The sequence below is a fragment of the Flavobacterium bomense genome (assembly GCF_003970355.1).
Genome location: NZ_RYDJ01000031.1, coordinates 1 through 4987 on the forward strand (window position 1 = coordinate 1; position 4987 = coordinate 4987).

The following is a 4987-nucleotide window of genomic DNA, read 5'->3' on the forward strand; positions in this document are numbered from 1 at the left end:
TTGCGGACTTGTTTCATAGGCTAAAATTAAGATTATTTCTTAACTTAATGTGATGGCTAAGTTAGCATGTCCACTTTGCTTCTTCTAAAAATGAATGTGATAATCATTTAGCTAAAATATAAAGAAGAAATTAAATGTAGATACAATGATAACAACCTTTAACAAACTAGGCAGTTATTAAGTAATACTTGTTAAAATCCACGAAGTAAGCTCTATAGATTTATAGATTTCTGGTTTTTTGGCATATTCACATTATCGATTACATCAAAAACTTTTTTATCCAAATGATACATCTTTGGATCTCGCTTGAGGCGAGGAGGACTATAAAAAGAACCAAACTATCCAACATTTGCAATAATAAGTACTACTCCGTCAATATTTATTGTGTGGTAAAGCGAAAAAGAAGTTTTTATTATTTCAGATGGATTTTGAATCCTCTTTATTGACGCTATCCTAAAAAACTACAGATAATATCATTTATTAACATTGAATTCTAAAATATAATTTCAATTGTAGTGCTGTTTCCTGTACTTGAGGTGATTTTTATTTCTCCATTTAATGATTTGGTTCTGTCTTTAATGTTCTTCAGTCCGATACCCTGTTTTACCTTTTCTGGATTGAAACCAATACCATTATCCCAAACGCGAATCGTTATTTTGTTAGCAGTTTTCAAAAGCATAATATGACATCTTTCTGCTTTTGAGTATTTATTAACATTTTGAATTGCTTCTTGTATGATACGATAAATATGTATTTTATAATCACTTGAAACCAACGACCAATCAATGTATTTATCCACTGATAGGTCAAACTTTGTATTGTTTTGATTTTTCTGAGACTCTACTAAAGTTGTTATAATTTCGGGTAAAGTTTTATCTTCAAAAAGCAAGTTTTGTGTCAAATCATGTGAAACCCGTCTGATTTCATTCTCTGTTTTTTCTAACTCTTTTACTAATTGTTCTTTTTTATCTATTTGGTTTGGATCCAATTGAATTAGATTAAACCGAGTAGTGAAGATACTATTTACAATTCCATCGTGTAATTCCTTGGCTATCCGGTTTCTTTCCTCGGTGCGAGCTTGTTCTGTTTCGGATTGCTGATGTAGCATCAATTGGTATATTTTTTCATTGGCTTCTTGCTGTTTCTTGATAAAAAACAACTCTTTATTTTTAGATTTCAGACGGTAAATGACAAAAAAGACTCCTAACAAAAACAGAATGAGCCCGTATCCGAAAATAATATTAGTATTCCTCTTTGATAAAATTTCATTTTTTTCTTCTATTTGATCTGTTTCATAAGCAATTCGAGCAAATTTATTTCTAGTTAGCCTCTCCAGTTTTTGAATACTGTCGTTAATCTTAATGTATAATTTAGAATAATAGATTTTGTTTTTGGAGTCGTTCTGCATTAATAATTTTAGGGATTGAATCGCATTCGGACTGCTTTTTATTTTTTTGGATAATATATATCCTTCTTTTAGATACGGCAATGCTTTTGTAGTATCTTTCATGTATAAGTAATATTCCCCTATATTTATTTTACTTGATACAACACCCACCTTAAAATGCAGACTATCTCTTATTCTTAACGACTCAAATAAAAGATGAGTAACACCATTAAATTTATTAGCTTTCATTTTAGAATATGCAAGATTATCTAATAACATTGCATAAGATTGGGGGTGATTCTGTTTTAAATTTTTTGTTTGTAAAGCCTTGTTGTATAAACCAATTGCTTCTTTGTAATTTTTTATTTTTTCATAGACTCTTCCCATATTATTAATAATGGCAATTCTAGATCTTTCAATTTTATCTTTTGGATAATTTTCTTTTTCCAATTTATCTAATTGTCTTTGAGCTAAATCGAAATATTCTAAGGATTTTTCACTGTTATTTAATTCCTTTAATGAAAGGGCCAATAAATTATAGCTTTCGTATATTAGTCTTGTGTTAGTGGTTTTTAAAAGTAATCTTAAAGCATTCACTGTTTCTATTTCACTAGAGGTAAAGTTTCCTGCATCAAAAAGTATTCCCGCTTTGTATAGTGCTGTTTTACCAGAGTTCAAGGTGTCTTTATTTTTACTGTATATCTTTTCAGATTGAGAATAATAACTGAAAGCGCTGTCTAACTGTGATTTATTTTCGTGATAATCACCAATGTAGTAGAGTGACTTAGCTATATGGACTGTATCTTTATCTTTTATTGCCCAATCATTAACTTTCCTAGTTACTTTTAAAAATTTATCATATTTCCCTATACTATAATAACTACTTGCTACTTTAAAGCATAGATTTCTGTTTATAGAATCATCATCCTGCTCTAGTAAATATAGATAAAGGGAATCTAAAGTTTTTTGCTTATCTTTTGGTTTTGATTGATCCAATTTTTTTAAGATAATTGCTACTTTATTTTTATATTCCACATTATCCGTTTTTTTCTGACATGCAATAATCAGAAAAATGAAATTCAATAACACTATTATTTTATATTTCGTTTTCAATTCTTGGATAAAATTTTTAAGGTTTTACCAAAAATAAATATTAAAAACCAGATAATGATTTTTTATTATCTGGTTTTTAGTTTGAAAAAATCATCCCTGAGTTTTATCCTTATCATCTTCTCCTGGAAGAATGTCTGTTTCTACAGGATAAACATCTGTTGTTTCTGATATTGGAATTTGATTGGAATTTATTGCGTTTTCGTTTTTAATGTCGTCAACACTATCTGTTGTGCATGAAGATATTAAGATAACAGCAGTAATACAGCCGATAGTAAATAATAGTTTTTTCATAAAAAATGTTTAAAAGAGTTAGAAATAGTTTAGGATTAATTGTAAAAGACAATTTTCTTTTATTATGTTTGATAAGAATTATCCTTAATATTATTTTGAGTTTAATTTTATATGTTAGGCTTTGATTCTGTTTGGTGGCACTAACACAAAATCAAATCGGAAAATTTTGAAAGGGATCCAAAGAGGGACAAGCAATGGTAGCATTGTCATTAAGAATAGAATACCACATATAATTACATTAAAATTAAGGATGTGTAATGTTAAGAGAAACTCAATTTTTTTTGTTGCAGAAAAACTGCCTATTTTGTTAAAGTTAAATAGTGAAATTAATGAATATATTTATAGTAGATGATCATCCCATGACGGTAGAGGGGTATATTAATGCTCTTACAAGTGTCTCTTTCGAAACTCAAACCGTCTATACAAAGGCACATAATTGTAAAGATGCTTACCTTATCATGTCAAGAAAAACTTCTTTTAAGCAATTATTTGATATTGCCATCATTGATAAAGGCTTACCCAGTTATGAATTAAAATCTATTTTATCTGGTAGTGATTTAGCTGTTTTGATACAAGAAAAAATGCCTAATTGTAAAATTATTATGATTACCGCGCATACGGAAGTTATCATTGTGTATGGCATTGTTAAGAAAGTACGTCCTGACGGACTCATTATAAAAAATGACCTTACTCCAGAGAAATTGCAGCAAGCAGTAATAGAAGTAATGCAAGGCAACCAATACCATAGTCCCATGGTAAAAAGCTGTATCAATGAAATATGGAAAAAAGAGTTAATGATTGAAGATTATAACCGTCAAATACTTTTATATTTATCAAAGGGATTCAAAACAAAAGAGTTGGAGGGAATAATTCATCTATCCACAAGTGCTATACAAAAGCGGATTATCCGTATGAAAAACGTTTTTGATGTAACGGATGACTCCAGTCTTGTGAAAGAAGCCATTAAACAAGGATTCATTTAAAACTTTTAGTTTTTAACATAATTATCTCACTTCTTCAACACCAAATATGCCAGTCGAGGATCACATAACAAACGTTCGATTTCAGATTGCATGATCTCTTGAATATCCTGTTTAATCTGCAGATAATTCCGTTGCACCATTGCAGTATCAATCTTCCGAATTACCGCAATATCTTTATAATTATCTTCTTCTTTTTTTAGTGCTTCATGGTCATTGACTATTTCACAATGAAACGATTTTAATTCAATTTTGCAATTAGGATCATCGGTCACCATTCCTACAAATTCGCCAGAACTTAAAGAAGAAATTTTAGAAGGAGGAACAGCTGACTCTAATTGTTTGGAACGGCTGATGGAAGTGTCACCACTATTTATAGATAGGCTTTCTCGGTCCTGCATAATTTTTCCAAAACGTTCTGACAATTGCTTGGCCGTGTCACCAGTTACCTGACCGCTCACAATGTTTCCAGTGATGTTCATAATCACATCCGCTTGTTCACGACCATAATCTTTACGAAGCTGACTAAAGTCTTGAATCCCCAAACAGGTAGCTACTTTATTGCTTCGGGCTGTGGCAATCAGACTGTCCATATTGTTGAGATAGATAGTAGGAAATTCATCAAAGATCAGACTGCTTTTTAGTTTTCCTTTTTGATTAACAAGTTTTACCAAACGAGAAACATATAGGGACAACACCTCTCCATAAATTTGTATCTTTTGAGGATTATTTCCCATGCACACGATCTTGGGTTCGGCCGGATTATTAATGTCTAAAGTAAAGTCATTTCCGGATAATACATAATACAATTGAGGTGAAGAAAGTCGAGCCATGGCTATCTTAGCGGAAGCAATTTGTCCTTCCAGTTGTTCCATGGCATCATTAAGATAGGCGTTTATAAATGGATTAATGAGGACCTCAATTTCCTTCTCTGTGCGCAATATCGTAAACAGACTGTCATAGTCGAGCTGCATGAGTTCAATAACATGGGGAAGTGTACAGAATTGGCCTTTGGATAGGCTTCATTTCAGAAGGCAATACTTACGAACACCTTAAATTACGATTAGATGAATTACATTTATTAGATTGTGATGTTATTGTTTGTGCATCCAGAACTAGATTATCATCGTATTCTGCTGTATGGGAATTTATAAATTTACATAATACAGTAAGATTAACATATTTGCATCGTTTTATTGATGTTCTATTTCCAGCT

Annotated in this window: 5 protein-coding genes; 2 read left to right on the forward strand and 3 right to left on the reverse strand. The window is 30.9% G+C overall.

The window, feature by feature from the left end:
- Window positions 1-493 precede the first annotated feature (493 nt).
- Window positions 494-2422: an ATP-binding protein gene (locus EKL98_RS15170; RefSeq protein ID WP_126563058.1), complete on the reverse strand. Its 1929-nt coding sequence runs from the start codon at window positions 2420-2422 to the stop codon at window positions 494-496.
- A 168-nt stretch (window positions 2423-2590) separates the two neighbouring features.
- Entirely contained in the window at window positions 2591-2791 is a 201-nt protein-coding gene (locus tag EKL98_RS15175) for a hypothetical protein (RefSeq protein ID WP_126563059.1), read from the reverse strand.
- Window positions 2792-3120: 329 nt separating this feature from the next.
- On the opposite strand from EKL98_RS15175, the gene EKL98_RS15180 reads away from it, so the two are divergent.
- Complete coding sequence (locus EKL98_RS15180; protein WP_126563060.1) at window positions 3121-3774, forward strand: response regulator; 654 nt, start codon at window positions 3121-3123, stop codon at window positions 3772-3774.
- Window positions 3775-3800: 26 nt separating this feature from the next.
- Here the strand turns inward: EKL98_RS15180 and EKL98_RS15185 are convergent, their stop codons facing one another.
- Window positions 3801-4745, reverse strand: a complete 945-nt coding sequence (locus EKL98_RS15185) for a type IV secretory system conjugative DNA transfer family protein (RefSeq protein ID WP_233589452.1) — start codon at window positions 4743-4745, stop codon at window positions 3801-3803.
- A gap of 20 nt (window positions 4746-4765) precedes the next feature.
- Between EKL98_RS15185 and EKL98_RS18200 the strand changes: the two genes are divergently transcribed.
- Window positions 4766-4987, forward strand: a 222-nt coding sequence (locus EKL98_RS18200) for a hypothetical protein (protein WP_233589453.1), incomplete at its 3' end; no start/stop codon positions are given.